Origin of the sequence: Ensifer sp. Root954, assembly GCF_001429005.1 — a bacterium.
Classification (GTDB): domain Bacteria; phylum Pseudomonadota; class Alphaproteobacteria; order Rhizobiales; family Rhizobiaceae; genus Ensifer; species Ensifer adhaerens.
Genome location: NZ_LMJM01000051.1, coordinates 173,328 through 190,459, shown reverse-complemented (window position 1 = coordinate 190,459; position 17,132 = coordinate 173,328). Strand labels below are relative to the sequence as shown.

The 17,132-nt window shown below is 63.0% G+C and carries 16 protein-coding genes; 9 read left to right on the top strand and 7 right to left on the bottom strand.

The window, feature by feature from the left end; genetic code table 11:
- Positions 1-164 precede the first annotated feature (164 nt).
- Positions 165-1,709 (bottom strand): ABC transporter substrate-binding protein, encoded by a 1,545-nt coding sequence (locus ASE71_RS30185; RefSeq protein ID WP_060521741.1) that lies wholly within the window; start codon positions 1,707-1,709, stop codon positions 165-167.
- A 434-nt stretch (positions 1,710-2,143) separates the two neighbouring features.
- On the opposite strand from ASE71_RS30185, the gene ASE71_RS30180 reads away from it, so the two are divergent.
- From ASE71_RS30180 to ASE71_RS30150, 7 genes are all read left to right on the top strand, one after another.
- Positions 2,144-3,223 carry a LacI family DNA-binding transcriptional regulator gene (locus ASE71_RS30180; protein WP_060521740.1) on the top strand — a complete coding sequence of 360 codons (1,080 nt, stop codon included), beginning with the start codon at positions 2,144-2,146 and terminating at the stop codon, positions 3,221-3,223.
- Positions 3,220-4,242 (top strand): ABC transporter substrate-binding protein, encoded by a 1,023-nt coding sequence (locus ASE71_RS30175; protein WP_060521738.1) that lies wholly within the window; start codon positions 3,220-3,222, stop codon positions 4,240-4,242. The genes ASE71_RS30180 and ASE71_RS30175 overlap by 4 nt, the downstream gene beginning before the upstream one ends.
- A gap of 104 nt (positions 4,243-4,346) precedes the next feature.
- Positions 4,347-5,174 (top strand): ABC transporter permease, encoded by an 828-nt coding sequence (locus tag ASE71_RS30170; RefSeq protein WP_034799251.1) that lies wholly within the window; start codon positions 4,347-4,349, stop codon positions 5,172-5,174.
- The gene (locus ASE71_RS30165; protein WP_058323510.1) at positions 5,171-5,950 is read left to right on the top strand and encodes an ABC transporter permease; all 780 of its coding nucleotides are present in this window, start codon (positions 5,171-5,173) and stop codon (positions 5,948-5,950) included. The genes ASE71_RS30170 and ASE71_RS30165 overlap by 4 nt, the downstream gene beginning before the upstream one ends.
- On the top strand, positions 5,943-6,971 hold the full coding sequence (locus tag ASE71_RS30160) for an ABC transporter ATP-binding protein (protein ID WP_060521736.1): 1,029 nt from the start codon (positions 5,943-5,945) through the stop codon (positions 6,969-6,971). The genes ASE71_RS30165 and ASE71_RS30160 overlap by 8 nt, the downstream gene beginning before the upstream one ends.
- A gap of 6 nt (positions 6,972-6,977) precedes the next feature.
- A complete protein-coding gene (locus tag ASE71_RS30155; RefSeq protein ID WP_060521735.1) occupies positions 6,978-7,898 on the top strand; it encodes a nucleoside hydrolase in 921 nt (306 codons plus the stop codon).
- 26 nt (positions 7,899-7,924) lie between these two features.
- Positions 7,925-9,682, top strand: a complete 1,758-nt coding sequence (locus ASE71_RS30150; protein ID WP_060521733.1) for an adenine deaminase — start codon at positions 7,925-7,927, stop codon at positions 9,680-9,682.
- A 136-nt stretch (positions 9,683-9,818) separates the two neighbouring features.
- On the opposite strand, the gene ASE71_RS30145 is transcribed toward ASE71_RS30150, so the two are convergent.
- Positions 9,819-10,994 carry a M20 aminoacylase family protein gene (locus ASE71_RS30145; protein ID WP_060521731.1) on the bottom strand — a complete coding sequence of 392 codons (1,176 nt, stop codon included), beginning with the start codon at positions 10,992-10,994 and terminating at the stop codon, positions 9,819-9,821.
- A 156-nt stretch (positions 10,995-11,150) separates the two neighbouring features.
- On the opposite strand from ASE71_RS30145, the gene ASE71_RS30140 reads away from it, so the two are divergent.
- On the top strand, positions 11,151-11,867 hold the full coding sequence (locus ASE71_RS30140) for a phosphoribosyltransferase (protein ID WP_274533454.1): 717 nt from the start codon (positions 11,151-11,153) through the stop codon (positions 11,865-11,867).
- Between the two features lie 125 nt (positions 11,868-11,992).
- Positions 11,993-12,388, top strand: coding sequence for a VOC family protein (locus ASE71_RS30135; protein ID WP_060521728.1), 396 nt, complete (start codon positions 11,993-11,995; stop codon positions 12,386-12,388).
- Positions 12,389-12,500: 112 nt separating this feature from the next.
- Here the strand turns inward: ASE71_RS30135 and ASE71_RS30130 are convergent, their stop codons facing one another.
- From ASE71_RS30130 to ASE71_RS30110, 5 genes are all read right to left on the bottom strand, one after another.
- Positions 12,501-12,965 carry a DUF411 domain-containing protein gene (locus ASE71_RS30130; RefSeq protein ID WP_034799270.1) on the bottom strand — a complete coding sequence of 155 codons (465 nt, stop codon included), beginning with the start codon at positions 12,963-12,965 and terminating at the stop codon, positions 12,501-12,503.
- Positions 12,966-13,047: 82 nt separating this feature from the next.
- On the bottom strand, positions 13,048-13,338 hold the full coding sequence (locus ASE71_RS30125; RefSeq protein ID WP_060521726.1) for a copper-binding protein: 291 nt from the start codon (positions 13,336-13,338) through the stop codon (positions 13,048-13,050).
- A gap of 27 nt (positions 13,339-13,365) precedes the next feature.
- Positions 13,366-13,851: a plastocyanin/azurin family copper-binding protein gene (locus tag ASE71_RS30120; RefSeq protein WP_060521725.1), complete on the bottom strand. Its 486-nt coding sequence runs from the start codon at positions 13,849-13,851 to the stop codon at positions 13,366-13,368.
- Between the two features lie 50 nt (positions 13,852-13,901).
- On the bottom strand, positions 13,902-15,239 hold the full coding sequence (locus ASE71_RS30115) for a multicopper oxidase family protein (protein ID WP_060521723.1): 1,338 nt from the start codon (positions 15,237-15,239) through the stop codon (positions 13,902-13,904).
- A 68-nt stretch (positions 15,240-15,307) separates the two neighbouring features.
- The gene (locus ASE71_RS30110; protein ID WP_060521721.1) at positions 15,308-16,762 is read right to left on the bottom strand and encodes a TolC family protein; all 1,455 of its coding nucleotides are present in this window, start codon (positions 16,760-16,762) and stop codon (positions 15,308-15,310) included.
- Positions 16,763-17,132: the final 370 nt, after the last annotated feature.

The window sequence follows — 17,132 nt, the reverse complement described above, 5'->3', positions numbered from 1 at the left end:
AAAAAGAAGAGGGAGGCTAGAGCGTCTCTCGTCTTTGGGAGTGCCTGTGGAAGGCCTGAGAGGTGCTCGGACGAATTGGCGCGAAACGCAATCAGCCCCCGGAACGGATCCAGGGGCTGTCGTTTACGCATCCGGCGCGGATGCGCGCCGGATGGCGATGCCGCTTACTGCTCGCTCTTCTTGATGCCGAAGGCGAAGAACTGCGAGTTCAGGCCGTTCACGGGATAACCGGTGACGGCCGAGCTCGAGACGACGATCTGCGGGTAGAGGTAGAGCCAGTTGCTGGCGGCATCCTCGGCGATGATCGTGTTGGCTTCCTTGAGCTTGGCGGTCTGCTCGTCGGTGTTGGCCGCTGCCTCCGACGCTTTGATCAGGTCGACGACTTTGGGATTGTTGTAGCCCCAGTAGAAGTCCGGATTGCCGTAGAAGACGATGTCGCGGTGATTGACGTGCTCCTGCAAAGTCGCCTGGAAGTCATGCGCCTTGTAGACCTTCGTGTACCACTCGTTGGCGGTGATCACGTTGATCTCGACCTTGATGTTGACCTTGGCGAGTTCGCTCTGGATGAACTGGGCGACGATCGGATGAGGGTCGTAGTTCGGCGTGTCGAGCTTGAAGGTGAAGCCATCGGCAAAGCCCGCTTCCTTCAGCAGCGCCTTGGCGCTCTCGACGTCATAGGCATCGACGGCGGTGAGGTCCACGTACCAGGGGTCCGTCGGCGGAACGAACGAGCCGATCAGCGTGCCGTATTCGCCCCAGATCGACGTCAGCAGCTTCTTGTCGTCGATGGCGCGGGCGATCGCTTTGCGGACCTTGACGTTGTCGAAGGGGGCGACGCGGTCGTTGAAGGCGAGCAGTTCCTTGGTCGTCGACTGGCCGGCGGTGACGGTGAAGTCAGGATTGTCCTTGAACTGAGCGATCGAGTCCGGGCTCTGGACGCTGGTGATGATGTCGACGGCGCCGGTCAGGAGCGCATTGTTGAGCGCGGTCGCGTCGGTGAAGTACTGGAAGACGACTTCGCCATTGGTCGGCGCAGTGCCCCAGTATTTGTCGTTGCGGATCAGGGCCAGCGACGAGCCGCGGCGCCATTCGTCGAGGCGGTAGGGGCCGGTGCCATCTTCGCTGGCGTTCAGGTCCTTGGCCGCATCGTTGACGATCCAGACATAGCTCAGATTGTAGGGCAGCGAGATCGAGCGGGCAGACAGCTTGACGACCACCGTCTGGTCATCGGGCGCCTCGATGGCGCTGATGGTTGCAAGGCTCTTCTTGCGCGAGCTCTTGGATTGCTCTGCCGTCACGCGTTCGATGCTGTACTTGACGTCTGTCGCCGTCAGCGGATCGCCGGAGTGGAAGGTGACGCCGGGGCGAAGCTTGAAAGTGTAGGTGAGGCCATCGTCGCTGACGCTCTGCTCGGCCACGAGACCCGGCTGAACGTCCCCGGCATCGGTCAGCGTGAACAGCGCTTCATAGACATTGCCGTTGAAGGCTTCGTTGATGCCCTGGCCGGCGCCGGCGGTGTTGTCGAGGTTCTGCGGCTCATAGAGCGAGCCGATGGTGATCGAGGCGTTGGGATCGAACTTCGCGTCCTCGGCAAAAACGGCCGTGCTCGACGAAAGAGCCAGCGCCAGCGTGGTGGCTGCCAAGGTTGCACCGCGCGCCCGGCGGGTTTGTCCCGCGGTCTTGCCAAAGCCGATGATAGTGCCAGTCATGTCCCAAACTCCTGCTTATGCCTGTTGTGCGGATCGCACCGCCGCCCGAATTCTAGCCATCGGACGATTGCCGTGCATCATACTTATTCCCTAGTAATTTAGTGGGAAAATTGATTTCTTTTGTCAGGCGAAGTTGAAATTTGTACCCGCGATTGCGGCGGTTGGGCAGATGCGTGTTTCGCTTTTCACCGCCCGATGTGGATAGAGATATATCAGGCAGGTCTTGATCGGCCCATTGGCGCTTGAGGAATTGACGTGAACTCCTTCCGCTGATTGTGAACGCCAGGCGCCAAGCGGAAATCGATTGTCGTTCGCAAATCTTTTCCCTCGAAAATTGCAAAATGCAACGAGTCGACAAAAGGATTCGACAGTCGGGAGATTCTGATATATCGGCTGATTAATCGTTTAATCACGCGATAGCGGAAACCACTGACTTGGCGCGTTCCGGACCAAAACTGACGAGGATTGCCAGAACGCTGGGCGTCTCCGCGGCGACGGTTTCAAACGCGCTCTCGGGCAAGGGGCGCGTCTCCGCCGAGATGGTGGAAAAGATCCGCGCGACCGCTGCCGAGCTCGGCTATGTGCCGAGCCAGGCGGGCAGGGCGCTGCGCACCGGCCGCACCGGTGTTCTCGGCCTCGTGCTTCCCGATATCGCCAATCCGCTCTTCCCACAGATCGCCCAGGCAATCGAGCTTGCGGCTTCGTCCTCGGGCTATGGCGTGCTGATCGCCGACTCGCGCGGCGACGTCTCGACCCAGACCAAGGCGATCGAGCGCCTGATCGATCGCGACGTTGATGGCCTCGTGATCGTGCCCAGGCGCGGCACGCGCATTGCCGATGTCGGCTGTCCGGTCGCCGTCATCGATACGCCCTCGACGCCGGGCAACACGGTCGCCGCCGACCATTGGGGTGGCGGCCGGCAGATTGGCGAACACCTTAAGGCTCTCGGCCACCGCCGCGTGATGATCATCGGCAACAATCCCGCCTCGAACGTGCAGAACGACCGCGCCGGCGGTATTCGCTCGGTCTTCGGCGAGGGCACCCATACCGATACGCTCTGGATCGAGCCGTTGGAAAAGGCGGCCGGCAAGGGCTGTCCGCTCGGCCTCGCCGACAAGGTGGCGGAAGGCTACACGGCCTTTGCTTGCATCTCCGATCTCCATGCGCTGCGGGCGCTGACCGAGCTGCAGCGCGCCGGTATCAACGTGCCGGAAAAGGCGAGCGTCACCGGTTTCGACGACCTGATCTGGTCGCCGGTCATCACGCCGGCGCTGACGACCGCGCGCATGGACATGACCGAGATCGCGGCGATCGCCGTCGCAGCGCTCGTGAAGGCGATCAGCGAGCGCGACCCGTCCGATCCGGCGATCGGCGCACCGGTTACGGCGGCGACCTCCAAGGTGCCGATGCATCTGGTCGTCCGGCAATCGGCCGCGGCACCGCCCGCGTCTCAACCCGTTCTTACCACTGCCACCGCAGCTACATCCGTCACCGAAGGAGGACACCAGCCATGAAGAAGTTCTTGCTTGCCTCGAGCGCGCTCTTGCTCGTTACCGCCCCTGTCGCATCCGCTCAGGAAAAGACGCTCACCATTTCCGTCTACGGCTTTGCCCAGGACGCATTCAAGGAACTGGTCTACACCCCGTTCGAACAGAAGTGCGGCTGCAAGCTCGTCGTCGAAACCGGCAACAGCGTCGAGCGCCTCGCCAAGATGGAAGCCAACAAGGCGAGCCCGGTCGTCGACATGGCCGTCGTCTCGATGGCCGACGCGCTTTCGGCCACCCGCGCCGATCTCATCGAAAAGATCGACACCTCGAAGCTCCAGAACTTCAACAAGCTCTACGACCTCGCCAAGGACCCGAACGGCGACGGCATGAGCGTCGGCTACACCTTCTATGCCACCTCGATCGTCTATCGCTCGGACAAGATGGAAGTGAACTCCTGGGCCGATCTCCTGAGCGACAAGAACGCCAGCCACGTCGCCTTCCCGAACGTCACCACCAACCAAGGCCCGCCGGCGCTCTACATGGTCGGCGAAGCCATCGGCAAGAACACGCCTGACCTCAAGGAAGCGATCGCCGCCGTCGGCGCCAAGAAGGACGATATCGTCACCTTCTACGTCAAGTCCTCCCAGCTCGTTCAGCTGATGCAGCAGGAAGAAATCTGGGCCGCTCCGATCGGTCGCTTCTCCTGGGAAGGTTTCACCAAGCTCGGCCTGCCGATCAAGTGGGCAACGCCCAAGGAAGGCCAGACCGGCGGCATGAACGTCATGGTGCTGACCAAGGGCAGCAAGAACCAGGATCTGGCGCTTGAGTTCATGGACTTCTGGCTCTCGACCGAAATCCAGACCGCACTTGCCGAAAAGCTGGTCGACAGCCCGGCCAACAAGGACGTGAAGGTTTCGCCCGAGATCGCCGAAAACCTCACCTACGGCGAAGAGACCGTGAAGAACCTGAAGCTGATCCCGTCGGCCGTTGCCCTCGACAACCGCGAAGCGTGGCTGTCGGAGTGGAACGCCCAGGTCGGCCAGTAAGACCAAGCCATTGCGACCTCCACCGGCGGATCGTGATCGCCGGTGGAGACCTGATGCGACGGGCGCGATGAGACGCGCCCAGGAATGCCTTGAAAGGAAGAAGGATGTTCCAGAACCGCGCCGAAGCCCTGGCGCTCGCTCTGCCCGCAGCGGTCTTTGCGGCGATCGTCTTTCTGGCGCCAGTGGTGATCCTGCTGGCGGAAGGCTTTCGCAGCGCCGACAGCTGGTCGCTGTCGGCCTATACGACCTTCTTTTCCGATCCGCTGAACCGCACCGTCTTCCTGCGCACCTTCCGGCTCGGCCTGATGGTTACCGTCGTTTCGGCGGTCATCGGCTATGCCGCCGCCTTTGCGATCGTCAATCTGACGCCGCGCAGCAAGGGACAGATGATCGGCCTTGTCGTGCTGCCGCTGATGATCTCGTCGGTTGCCCGCACCTATGCCTGGATCGTCATTCTCGGCCGCACCGGCATCGTCAACCAGGCGCTCCAGTTTGTCGGCCTCTCGGATGAGCCGATCCGCTTCCTGTTTACCGAGACCGCCGTGTTCATCGGTCTCTTGCAGCTTTTCCTGCCGCTGATGATCCTGTCCTTGATCAGCGCGCTCGAAAACATGCCGAAGGATGCGATCCCGGCTGCCCGCGTACTCGGCGCCAACTGGTTCCAGGTGTTTTTCAAGGTAATCCTGCCGCTCACCAAGGAGGGCCTTGTTATTGGTGGTACCCTGGTCTTCACCGGCTCGCTGACGGCTTACATCACACCGGCGATCCTCGGCGGCTCCAAGGTGCTGATGCTCGAAACGCTGCTCTATCAGCGCGTCACCGTCGCCAACGATTTCGTCGCGGCCAGCGTCATCGCCTTCATCCTGATCGTCATGAGCTTTGCCGCCAATCTTCTTTTGAAACGGCTTGCCACCGCGAGGAACAAGCGATGACACCCCGCGTCTTTTCACCCCTCGTCCTCTTCCTGGTGATCGGCTTCCTGATCGGGCCGTTCTTCATCATCGTCGCCGCGTCGCTCTCCGGCGGCGAGACGCTGGCCTTCCCGCCGCAGGGCTTCTCGCTCAAGTGGGTCGCCAAGGTGTTCACGGTCGAGAGCTTCCAGGAAAGTTTCGCGATCTCGATGCTGCTGGCGATCGGCGGAACGGCGGCCGCTCTCGTGCTCGGCGTTCCCGCCTCCTACGCCCTGTCGCGCTACAAGCTGCCGTTTGGCGAAACCATCCGCACGATCGTGTCGCTGCCAATCATCGTGCCCGGTATCATCGTCGGCCTGGCGCTCTTGCGTTACATCGTCGTGCCCTTTGGCCTCAACATCACGCTGACGCTGTTTCTCGCCCACACCGCGCTGGTTCTGCCCTATGCGGTACGGGTCGTCTCGGCGAGCCTCAACAACCTGCGCTCCGACATCGAGGAGGCGGCTGTGCTGCTCGGCTCCTCGCGCGCCGGCGCCTTCTTCCGCGTGGTGATGCCGAACATCCGCAGCGGCATCCTCGCCGCCTTCATCCTCGGCTTCGTCACGAGCTTCAACCAGGTGCCGGTATCGCTCTTCCTCTCCGGCCCGGGCGTGCGCACCCTGCCGATCGACATGCTCTCCTACATGGAGATCACCTACGATCCGTCGGTCGCCGCCCTCTCCGCGCTGCTCGCCTTCATGTCCATCGGCATCGTCTTTCTTGCCGAACGCTTCCTGGGATTCTCTCGCTATGTCTGACGCCCCCTTCCTCAGCCTTGAAAAACTGACGCTCGCCTATGGCGATACCGTTGCAGTGAAGGACCTCGACCTTTCGATCCGCAAGGGCGAACTGGTGGCCTTCCTTGGGCCCTCCGGCTGCGGCAAGACGACGACGATGCGCTCGATCGCCGGCCTGCTGTCGCCCGCGTCCGGCGCGATCAAGCTCGATGGTGCCGACATCACCCGCGTGTCCGCCAACAAGCGCTCGGTCGGCCTGGTCTTCCAGTCCTATGCGCTGTTTCCGCACCTGACCGTGTTCGAAAACGTCGCCTTCGGCCTGCGGCTGAAGAAGCTGCCGGCCAACGAGATCGAGAGCAAGGTGACCGCCGGTCTCAAGTCGGTCGGGCTTTCGAAGTTTTCCGCCCGCAAGCCGGGCGAACTCTCCGGTGGCCAGCAGCAGCGTGTCGCGCTGGCGCGTTCCATGGTCATGGAGCCGAAGGTGCTGCTGCTCGACGAGCCGCTGTCGAACCTCGACGCTCGTCTGCGCCTCGAAATGCGCACGGAACTGCAGCGGGTCCAGAAGGAAACCGGCGTCACGATGATCTTCGTCACCCACGACCAGGGCGAGGCCCTGTCGCTGGCGGACCGCATCGTCGTCATGCTGAACGGCGCGATCGAGCAGATCGGCACGCCCGAGGATATCTACAACCGCCCGATCTCGCGCTTCGTCGCCGACTTCGTCGGTTTCGAAAACATCTTTGCCGTCGAGGGCGGCAAGCTGAAGGCCGAGAACGGCCCGATCGATCTTTCCGGATCCCTGCCGCCTGACACGGCAGGGCTTGCGTGGCGTCCGCGCATGGTGACCCTTGGTTCAGGTCCTTTCCAAGGCACCGTGCGCGGAGCCTCTTTCTCCGGCAGCACGCGCGAGTACCTGCTCGATACGCCGCTCGGCGCCATCAAGGCGGAAGAGGATGCAGCACTTGCAGCCCGTGAAACCGGTTCTGCCATTGCCTTCGACCTGCCGGTCGAGAAGGCCGCACGCCTCAAGAAGTTCGGGTAAGGTCCGATGGGTGTCTGGATCGATACGGACATGGGGTTCGACGACATTGCCGCAGTGCTTGTCGTCCTTCATGCCGGTGAAGAGATCGACGGCGTTTCGCTGGTTTTCGGTAACACGCCGCTTGACCAGGTGAAGCGCAACGCTGCCGGCGCCGCGCGCGCTTTCGGCTGGGCTTTCCCCATCCATGAGGGGCGCGCCCTGCCGGTGCTCGGCAAGCTCGAAACTGCGGAACGCATCCTTGGCGAAGCCGGCATGCCGACAGCGGGATTGACGCTGCCGGAGGCCGACGCCTTGCCGGTAAGCGACGCCTTTGCGGCACTTTGCGCCTGGCTGGAGCAGGAGGGGCCGAAGCGGATTCTGGCGCTCGGGCCGCTCACCAATCTAGCTGCCCTTTGCCTTGCCCGTCCGGACTTGGCAAGCCGGATCACCGACCTCACCTGGATGGGGGGCGGCGTCACCAGCGGCAACCATACGGCATCTGCAGAATTCAACGCCTTCGCCGATCCGGAAGCGCTGGCGATCGTGATCGCGCACGGCCTGCCGCTGCGCATGGTCGATCTCGATCTCTGCCGCAAGGTCTTTGCCTACCCCGATGACGTCGCGCCGATCCGCTCGGCGGGTGGCGTCCATGCCGCCCTCATCGCCGATCTGCTTGCCGGTTTCATTTCGATCGGCACCAGTCGCGGCCGGCCGGGCATGGCGATCTACGACCCTTGCGCTGCCGTTGCCTTCGTCAATCCGGGCGCAATCTCGTTTCGCAAGGCGCGCATCGATGTCGAACTCGGAGGGACGCTGGCCCGCGGGCGCACCGTCGTCGAAACGCGCGAAAGCCATGCGATCTTCAATGCCGAATATGCCGTCGATGCCCATATCGAGACGACCAGGGCTCAGATCCTGGGCGCTTTGATGAAGGAAGCGCAGAAGTGAGTTCCATAGAGCAGCCTCAGGACTTGATGGATGCGGCGCTCCGTAGCCGGGCAGTGGCGGCAGCGCGTGGTGCTGAACCGTTCGACGTTCTGATTTCGGGCGGTACGCTCGTCGACGTGGTGACGGGCGAGCTTCGCCCGGCCGATATCGGCCTTGTTGGATCGTTGATCGCAAGTGTCCACGAACCGGGCACGCGCTCCGATGCGGCAACCATGATCGATGCGACGGGCGCTTACGTTTCACCCGGTCTGATCGACACCCATATGCACGTCGAAAGCTCGATGGTGACGCCGGCGACCTATGCCAATGCGGTGCTGCCGCGTGGCGTGACGACCGTCGTCTGGGATCCGCATGAGTTTGGTAATGTCAACGGTGTGGCCGGCGTGCGCTGGGCCGCAAACGCCAGTCGCGATCTGCCGCTGCGCACGGTGCTGCTGGCACCGTCGAGCGTGCCGTCAGCACCCGGCCTGGAGTTGGCCGGTGCCGATTTCGACGCTGATGTGATCGCCGACATTTTGAGCTGGCCGGAAATCGGCGGCATCGCCGAAATGATGAACATGCGCGGCGTCATCGACGGTGAGGCGCGCATCACCGGGATCGTTCAGGCGGGGCTTGCCGCCGGCAAGCCGGTCAATGGCCATGCGCGCAGCCTTGCGGGGTCTGATCTCCAGGCCTTCGTGACCGCCGGCGTCAGCTCCGACCATGAGCTCGTTTCCGGCGACGATCTGCTGGCAAAACTCAGGGCAGGGCTTTCGATCGAACTGCGCGGCTCGCACGATCACCTGCTGCCGGAATTCGTCAAAACGATCAAGGCTCTGGGCCATCTTCCTCAGACGGTAACGCTCTGCACCGACGACGTTTTCCCGGACGATCTTGCCCATGCCGGCGGCCTCGACGACGTCGTTCGCCGGCTGGTGCGCTATGGCCTGCCCGCCGAATGGGCGCTTCGGGCAGCCACGCTGAACGGCGCGGTCCGCCTGGGCCGGCATGATCTTGGACTTGTGGCGCCAGGGCGTTGGGCGGACATCGTGATCTTCGAAGATCTCTCTGATTTCCGTGCGCGCACGGTCATCGTCGACGGCAAGATGATTGCAGAGGCCGGACGGATGATCGAGCCGCTCAGCGGCATCGCCGCCGAGACCCTGCGCGGCACGATGAAGATCGCGCCGCTGGCGGAGAACGATTTCCGCATTCCAGCAGATGGCACGAAGGTCCGCGTCGCGACCATCGACCGGCCGCGTTTTACCCAATGGGGCGATGCCGTTGCCGCGGTCGAGGGCGGCTTCGTCGTTCCGCCCGAAGGGACGACTCTGATCGCCGTGGCGCATCGTCACGGGCGCGCCGACAGCCGACCGTCTGTTGGACTGTTGTCAAGTTGGGGCGCCTGGCGCGGCGCCTTTGCAACCACGGTATCGCATGACAGCCACAACCTCACGGTTTTCGGCGGCAATGCGCAGGATATGGCGGTCGCCGCCAACGCGGTGATTGCTGCCGGTGGCGGCATGGCCGCTGTGTCCGGCGGCAAGGTCGATGCACTCCTGCCTTTGCCGCTCGCGGGCCTGGTCTCCGAGGAGCCGCTGGAAGAGGTGGCGGATAGCTTTGCCGCACTCCGCGAAGCAGTCGGCCGCATCGTCGATTGGCAGCCGCCTTACCTGGTCTTCAAGGCCTGCTTCGGCGCGACGCTCGCCTGCAACGCCGGACCGCACCAGACCGACCGCGGCATCGCCGACGTGGCGACGGGCAAGGTCATGGAAAGCCCGATCCTAGAGATCCTTGAAGCCTGACATTCAACGGCCGCCCAGACAGGGCGGCCGTTGAAGTCCGACGTCATTTTCGTATGACAGCTTGCCTCGCCCTTCAAGCGCAGGTTCTCAATCGTTGAGATCGCACGCTCCCGCCTGGTCCTTCGCGATGCAAGCGTTACTCGGCGCGTGCCAGTTCCTGCTCCACGAGGGTCGACCAGAAGGTGGCGCCCGGACCGATCGCGTCATCGTTGAAATCATAAGCAGTGTTGTGGTGCAGCGCGCCGTCGACGGCGGGGCCGTTGCCGAGCCAGACGTAACAGCCGGGCGCTTCCAGCCCGAAGAAGGCGAAATCGTCGCCGGCGGTCGACGGCGGAAATGACGTCCGGGTCTTCTTGCCGAACACCGCCTGAGCGGCGCTCAACGCCCGGGCAGTGGCATCGGCGTCGTTGACGACGGGCGGAATGCGGCGTTCGAATTCGTAGTCGACGGAAATCCCATACATCTCGGCGGTACCACGCGCGAGCCGGCCGATCTCGGTTTCGAGCTGATCGCGCACTTCGGGCGTATAGGCGCGGGCGGTGCCGCCGATTTCCACCGTATCGGGGATGACGTTGAGCGCCTTCGGGTCGCCGGCGCGCACGGAGCAGGCGCTGACGACGGCTGGCTGTAAGGGATCGACGACGCGGCCGACGATCGACTGCAGCGAGGCAAGGAAGGTGCCGGCGGCCGTCACCGGATCGCGGCCGAGATGCGGCTTGGCGCCATGGGTGCCGACGCCGCGAAAGGTGAGCCGCCAGCTGTCCGAAGAGGCAAGCTGCGGACCGGCGACGACGGCCATTTCGTCCGGGTCAAGGCCCGGCATGTTGTGCAGGCCATAGACGGCGTCGCAGGGGAAAAGTTCAAAGAGGCCGTTTTCGACCATGCGTTTCGCACCGCCACGCCCTTCCTCGGCAGGCTGGAAGATGAAGTGCACGGTGCCGGAAAAATTGCGGGTCTTAGCCAGATGGCGGGCAGCGCCGAGCAGCATTGTCGTGTGGCCGTCATGACCGCAGGCATGCATCTTGCCGGCCTCGCGGGATTTGTAGGGACGGTCGGCGATCTCCGGCATGGCGAGCGCGTCCATATCGGCGCGAAGGCCGATCGAGCGTGTACCGTTGCCGACCTGCAGCGTGCCGACGACGCCGGTTTTTCCCAAGCCTCGGTGGACCTTTAGACCCGCTTCCTCAAGCCACTTGGCAACGAGATCGCTGGTGCGTACCTCCTCGAAGCCGAGTTCCGGATGGGCATGCAGGTCGCGACGGAAGTCGGTGAGGAAGGTGAGGTCGTCGGCTATTCCGTCTGGCAGGCGCATCGTCAGGCATTCCCATGTTTCATTGCGCGAAGGGCTTGTGAATTCCGCGTGCTTTGCTTGAGCCGCAGCGCCCTTTCGGTTTGATCGAAGTCGCAAACGGTATAGACGAAAACGGCCGGAACCAGAACACCAAGCCGGCCTTTTTGATCGCCTTTCATTTCGGGCGAAAGCGCGCAGACGAGGACCGGACCGATGCAGCCCCACGACTTCTGGCAGGAAATCTACCCGCCGAAAAGCTTCGATATTCAGGCGGGTTATCGCGATTTCTTCCCGGCGTCCCTCGGCGATGGCAGGCAGATTCTCCTGCCGATCCGTCAACTCGCCGACGGCAAACATGCGCTGGCCTCGCTGATCGTCAATCAGGCGAGCTTTGCTGTTGAGGACGCACTGGCAACGGAACTTGCGGCGAAGCTCGCACCCTATGAGCCCGAAGTCGTCGCCGGTCTGCCGACGCTCGGCCTCACGCTTGCGTCTGCCGTTGCCCGCAAGCTCGGCCATAGCCGCTACGTGCCACTCGGAACGTCCAAGAAGTTCTGGTATGTCGACGATCTCTCCGTGCCGCTCTCCTCGATCACCACGCCCGACCAGAAGAAGCGTCTCTACGTCGATCCGCGCATGTTGCCGTTGCTTGAAGGTAAGCGCGTGGCTCTGATCGATGACGTCATTTCCAGCGGTACGTCGATCCTTGCCGGGCTGACGCTGATGGAAGCCTGCGGCATCGAGCCGGTCGCGATCGGCGCGGCCATGCTGCAGACCGAGCGCTGGCGCCAGCCGCTTGCGGACCTCGCGCCCCACTGGCCCGAGCGCGTGGTCGGCGTTTTCCAGACACCGATGCTTACCCGCAACGAGGACGGCAGCTGGCGAAGGGCGTGATCTCGAGGCGGCTGTAAGCCTGTGGCCGGCGCGGATTTGTACCCTTCCGCGAATGAACTCCTTTGCCTCTTGAGACATGCGCGTTAGCCTCGTCTCGTCGTATCGGCCGCGTCTGCGAGGAATTCATGCGCTTCATCAATCCGATCCCTTTTGTCAGCGACATCGAGCGATCGCGAACCTTCTACGAGACGACACTCGGTCTGACGATCCGCGAGGACTTCGGCAATTTCGTGCTTTTCGTGGGCGGCTTTGCCATCCATGAAGGACGCTCGCTCGAACGGACCATCTGGCGGCAGGAGCTGTCTTCCGCCGAAGCCTATGGCCGACGAAACGTGCTTCTCTACTTTGAAGATGACGATGTCGACGCGGCCTTCGCGCGCATTGCACCGCATGTGGACCTGATCCATCCGGTCGAGCGACAGGAATGGGGCCAGCGCGTCTTTCGCTTTCATGATCCGGACGGACATGTCGTCGAGATCGGAGAACCGCAGGATCTGGGAGCCGCGAGCACGGCAGTCTAGCGTCCATCCAACGGCCAGGCTTCATCGGCGTTCGGGCACCGCCGCGATCGCAGAGATGCCCGAACTGTTCATGGAAGGCAGCCCCGGAGACTGCCGATCGGTGGGGAACTGCTTAGTTCGCCGGCCGGACCTGATAATAAACCGTCGACTTCGCGCCGCCCGCCTTGGCGATCGTGTAGACATCGTATGAGGCCTGCGGATCGTTGCCCATGCCGAGCGAGCCTGAAGGCATGCCGGGAACCGCGATGCCGGCGACATCCGGCTTTTCGGCCAGCAGCTTCTTGACCGCTTCGAGCGGTACATGGCCCTCGATGACGTAGCCGTCGATGACGGCGGTATGGCAGCCTTCCATGTCGGCAGGAACCGCAAAGCGCGTCTTGATCACCGACATGTCGGCTTCATCGCGCACCTCGACCTTGTAGCCGGCCGCTTCCATTGCGTCGGCCCATTGTTCGCAGCAGCCGCATTGTGGATCCTTATAGACGGCCATGGTGCCGGTTGCCGCGACGGCGCCCGTCGCAAAGAGGGTGATGCCCGCGATCGTGCCCGCCACGAAATGCCTGCGTAATACGTTCATCGAACATTCCTTTCCATTCTTGCCTGATCTCAGGATTGTGGCGCCCGGGCCGCGCAAAGTCGACCCGGGCAGTTTGTCGCTGCTACTTGATCTCGGTCACGGTCAGCTTGCCGTTGACACGGTCGGCGACGAATTCGATCGACGCGCCTTCCTTGAGCTTGGCAAGCACCGCGTCATCGGCGCGGAACACCATGGTCATGGCCGGCATGTCGAGGTTCTTCAGATCCTCATGGTCGATCGTCACCTTCTTGGCCTTGGTGTCGATCTTCTTGACCACGCCCTTGGTGAACTCCGCGGCCTGGGCGGGTAGGGAGAAGGTGGCGGTGGAAACAGCCAATGCGAGCGCTGCGAGGAGTTTGCCTACGGTTTTCATGGTTTCATCCTTTCCTGTTTTCTCGGGTTACTTCTTCACGACGTCGAGCGGGCCGTGCATGCCGGCGTCGTAATGGCCCGGCACCAGGCAGGCGAATTCGAAGGTGCCGTCGTTGGTGAAGGTCCAGTAGATGTCGCCGGACTTGCCCGGCTCGAGCCGGATGGCGTTCGGGTCGTCGTGCTCCATGTCGGGGAATTTCTCCATGGTGATCTTGTGTTCCTGGATCGTCGCCTTGTCGTCGAGCACGAATTCGTGGGCGAGTTCGCCGGCGTTCTTGATGGCGAAATGGACCGTCTGGCCCTGGCGAACCTTGATGGTTGCCGGGGTGAAGATCATCTTGCCGTCGTCGGTTTCCTTCATGGTGACGCGGATCGTCTGCGTCGACTTCTTGCTGTCGCCGGGCTCGCCGATCGACACCTTGTCGTGGCCGCCGGCGTGGCTGCCGCTGGCGAGCGCCTGGGAGGAAAGGGCGGAGGCGACAACGAGCGCCAGAGCGAGTGCTGATTTCTTCATCGTAATGTTCCTGATGGATTTGAAAGAGGTCATTGCAGTCGGCCGCCCTCTCACGGTTTGGGCGTGAGCACGGTCTTGGCATCCTTGGCCCGCGTCGGTTCCGGCAATGCGCCAGTCCATTCCCAGGCCTGTGTTCCCGGCGGGTTTTCGTACCAGCCGGGATCGCTGTAATCGCCGGCGGAGATGCCTTCGCGCACCTTCACCACCGAGAACATGCCGCCCATCTCCAGCGCGCCGTGCGGACCCCAGCCGGTCATCATCGGGATCGTGTTGTCGGGGAGCGGCATTTCCATTTCGCCCATGTCGGCCATGCCGGCCGTACCCATGGGCATGTAGTCGGGTTTCACCTTGCGGATCTTTTCCGCGACCGATTTCTTGTCGGCGCCGATGAAGGTCGGGATATCGTGGCCCATCGCGTTCATCGTGTGGTGCGACTTGTGGCAATGGATCGCCCAGTCGCCCTCGTACTTGGCGTCGAATTCGTAGGCGCGCATGGCGCCGACGGGAATGTCGATCGACACTTCCGGCCAGCGTGCCTCCGGCCGCACCCAGCCGCCATCGGTGCAGGTCACCTCGAAGTCGTAGCCGTGCATGTGGATCGGATGGTTGGTCATGGTGAGGTTGCCGACCCTGACCCGCACGCGGTCGTTCTTGGACACGACCAGCGGGTCGATGTCCGGGAAGATCCGGCTGTTCCAGCACCACATGTTGAAGTCGGTCATTTCCATGATGCGCGGCACATAGGTGCCGGGATCGATGTCATAGGCATTGAGCAGGAACACGAAATCCCGATCGACACGCATGAAGTTCGGATCCTTCGGGTGCACCACGAAGAAGCCCATCATGCCCATGGCCATCTGTACCATTTCGTCGGCATGGGGGTGGTACATGAAGGTGCCGGATTTCACGAGGTCGAACTCGTAGACGTAGGTCTTGCCGGCCGGAATATGCGGCTGCGACAGGCCGCCGACGCCATCCATGCCCGAAGGCAGGATCATGCCGTGCCAGTGAATGGTGGTGTGTTCCGGCAGCTTGTTGGTGACGAAGATCCGCACGCGGTCGCCTTCGACCGCCTCGATTGTCGGGCCTGGCGACTGGCCGTTATAGCCCCAGAGATAGGCAGTCATGCCGTCGGCCATCTCGCGTTCGACCGGCTCGGCGACAAGGTGGAATTCCTTGATGCCGTTGTTCACACGGTGCGGCAATGTCCAGCCGTTGAGGGTGACGACCGGGTTGTAGTCCGGTCCGCTCGTCGGCAGGAGCGGCTTCTGGGTCGCGGCATTGTCCATGCTTGCCGCTTCGGGCAGGCCGGAGTTTGAGGTTTGGGCCCAGGCGGCGGTCGAAACGAGAGCAGCACCGGCGCTGAGGAAGTTTCTTCTGTTGAACATATCTGATCCTTTTTTGAGTTAGGGCGGGATGCGTACGGAAAACCGCACACATTTTTCCTGCTCCCGCCCTAGTGTCCGGCGCCGGCTTCCGCTGCCGCGGGCGCTGCCGCGCCTCCAGCCGAGCCGCCCGATCCGCCGCCGTGGATTGCGGTCATCAGATCGGCATCGGCCAGCCAGAAATCGCGCTTCGCGTTGACGGAGAGCACGGTCGAATTGACCTTGGCCCTGACGTCGGCAAGCAGCTCGAAGGCGCTGGTGATCATGCCGTTGTAGCTGAGCGTCGCTTCTTCCTCGATCTTGGTGCGCAGCGGCACGACGTTGTTGCGGTAGTGCCGGGCGATGTCGTAGCGCGAGCGATAGGCCTCGTAGGCGGAGCGTGCTTCCGAGCGGATGTTGACCGCCTTTTCCGCCAGCAGGTTCGCCGAGCGCATATGGGCAAGCTCGGCCTTGCGCATGCGCGCATTGCCGCTGTCGAAGATCGGGATCACGAATTCGAGCTCGAACTGGCCGGTCGTCTCGACCTTGGTGCCATGATCCTCCTTCTCCCGTTCCGCCTCCGCACCGGCGACGAGTTCCAGGTCGGTCACGTAGCGGGTCGCCTCGGTGAGGCTGTAGGACTTGGCCACGGCTTCGAGATCGAGGCGGGCGATCTGCAGGTCGACGCGGCGCTTCAGCGCTTCGGCCTCGATGCTGTCCTTGCGGGCCAGCGTCTTCGGCAGGTTCGGCAGGCGGTTCGGCACCTGGTAGTCGACATCGCTACCCCAGAGACCCATCAGCCCTGTCAGGTTTTCCTTGGCAAGACGGGCTGCAAGCCGGGCTTCGGCTGTCTGGCCGGCGAGTTCGGCGTTGAAGACGTGCTCGCGCGCCTGGTTGCCCTTGCCCATGGCGCCGGTCTCACCGAGTTTTGCGGCGAGTTCCGAGGAGGCGTCCGCAGCCGCCTGGGCCTGGTTCAGTTGTGCGACGGTTTCCCATGCGGCAACCGCTTCGATCCAGGCGCGGCGGGTTTCGGCGGCCAGCTGCAGCGTGCTGAGCGCGGCGTTGAGCTGCGCCTGGCGGAAACGCGCGTCGGCGACCGCGATGGTCTTGTCGCGGGTCAGGAGCGCCAGGATGTTGGTGGTGACCAGCCCTTCGATCGCCTTGTAGGCCTGCAGTTCCGGTGTGCCGATCCCGGTGGTGCCGATCGAGACAGTCGGGTTCAGGAACAACGTCGCCTGCCAGGCATCCGCCGACGCGTCGCCGAGATCGGCATAGGCGGCCTGCAGGCCCTTGTTGTTGAGGAGTGCGACCTGAACGGCGGTGTCGACGTCGATTGTCTTGCGCTTCAGGAGCGCCTTGACCTCGGCATTAACCTTGTCTGCCTGTTCGCGGTTCTGGATCCAGACGCTTTTCTTGGTCGCGGCCGTCGAGACCTTGGCATCCACGGTGGTGAAGCCCGCGTCCTTGGCCGAGTATTCGGTCACGCAGCCGGCGAGCACGAGGGGCAGACCGATGGCGGCCGCGAGGTTGAGCTTGCGAAGCCTCATGACGCGTCTCCCTTGGCGGTCGACTGTGCGTCGTTGAGGGGTCCCCAGGCCTTGGGGCCGGTGGGTTCGCGATGGGTGTAGCCCGAAATAGGGCTGCGATACTGCGTGCTTCGAATACCGCTCGTGCTATTGGCGGGATCGCCAAGGCTTGAGACCTCGGCAGGCAATGTGGCAGCGCATCCGCCCAGGATGATGGGCAGGAGCGCCATGGAAAACAAACGATTCATGGTCAAACCTGAAATGTGAATGGCAGAGGCCGGCGATCGACCGGATGAAACCGGGCGGGCCTTGTCGCGGACGGCGCTAGAGGTGGTCGAGCGTCACATCGGACACGCGGAAACCACGGCAACGCTTCGCACCACTGCAGATC